This window comes from Vibrio sp. Vb0888, from assembly GCF_033338835.1.
Classification (GTDB): Bacteria; Pseudomonadota; Gammaproteobacteria; order Enterobacterales; family Vibrionaceae; genus Vibrio; species Vibrio alginolyticus.
Window position 1 is genome coordinate 1 of sequence record NZ_JAWOTL010000158.1, and the last position, 1,326, is coordinate 1,326.

2 protein-coding genes are annotated in these 1,326 nt (G+C 44.3%); one reads left to right on the forward strand and one right to left on the reverse strand.

The annotated features are described in order from the left end of the window. Positions 1-756, forward strand: a 756-nt coding sequence (locus R7P72_RS24660; protein ID WP_318110921.1) for an ATP-binding cassette domain-containing protein, incomplete at its 5' end; no start/stop codon positions are given. Positions 757-992: 236 nt separating this feature from the next. On the opposite strand, the gene R7P72_RS24665 is transcribed toward R7P72_RS24660, so the two are convergent. Then, the coding region (locus R7P72_RS24665; RefSeq protein WP_318110922.1) for a prolyl oligopeptidase family serine peptidase at positions 993-1,326 on the reverse strand (334 nt) is incomplete at its 5' end.

Genomic DNA, 1,326 nt, shown 5'->3' on the forward strand with positions numbered 1-1,326 from the left:
ATCCCAAGCAAAAACGAGTACTTCGAAGCGGTAAAAGGCATCTCGTTACAACTAAAACAGGGCGAAACACTAGGCATTGTTGGTGAATCCGGTTCGGGTAAATCCACGTTAGGGCGTGCGTTGATCGGTTTGCTACCGTCTACCGGAAAAATTGAGTTTAAAGGTCAAAACATGGCCTCACTCAGTGATAAAGAGCGGTTCGATCTGAAAAAAGACGTACAAATGGTGTTCCAAGATCCATACGGTTCGCTTTCACCACGTATGACCATCGGGGAAATCATCACTGAAGGATTAACCGTCCACCGGCCATATTTAAACAAGAAAGAACGCATGCAAAAAGCGCGTGATGTTCTGCGCGAAGTACGTTTGGATCCCGCATCTATAAACCGCTATCCGCACGAATTTTCCGGTGGGCAACGTCAACGTATTGCGATTGCACGAGCCTTGATTTTGGAACCGTCGTTTATCTTGCTTGATGAGCCGACCTCAGCCTTAGATCGCTCAGTGCAACTCACTGTCATCGATCTTCTCAAAGACTTGCAGAAAAAACACAATATCGGTTATTTGTTCATAAGCCATGATTTATCAGTGGTTAAGGCGCTTTCTGATCGCGTATTAGTAATGCAAAAAGGAGAAGTGATGGAGCAAGGAAGCGCACAAGAGATTTTCCATCACCCAAAAAGTGAGTACACTAGAAAACTGATTGATGCCTCATTTGATCTTGAAAACAATGAAAATCAAAACGATGCTGCTTAGATTCATCACAGTTTCATATTAATGAACTAGGATTAAGTAAAGATGATTATTTCATCTTTACTTGAGAATGGCGTAGCTGCCTTTCGGTTTGGCCGCCGAGACTGGTTGGTTCATCGAGTCAGACTTAGTCAACCTGACTCAACAATACTGAAAAACAGTATTACTTGAGTTCCCCCAACCATGAAAAATGCCGCGATTCTGTCGCGGCATTTTTTATTCTCTAAAGCTCAAAATCGTTAAATCGACTCGATACCCATGTTGTGTAGCGTAAATGCGTACACATCGGTCGTGAGATCGATTTGCTTGCTGAGCGGCATACCAGCACCATGACCTGCATTCACATCAATACGAATCAACACCGGATTTTCGCCTTGCTGTTTGTCTTGCAGTTCGGCAAGAAACTTATACGAGTGAGCAGGCGCAACTCGGTCGTCATGATCAGCGGTTGTCACCAAAGTAGCAGGGTACTGCACGCCTTCTTTTACATTGTGAACAGGTGAATACCCAAGTAAGTATCGGAACATCACTTCACTTTGTTCTGACGTGCCGTAGTCGTACTTCCAGCCTTCA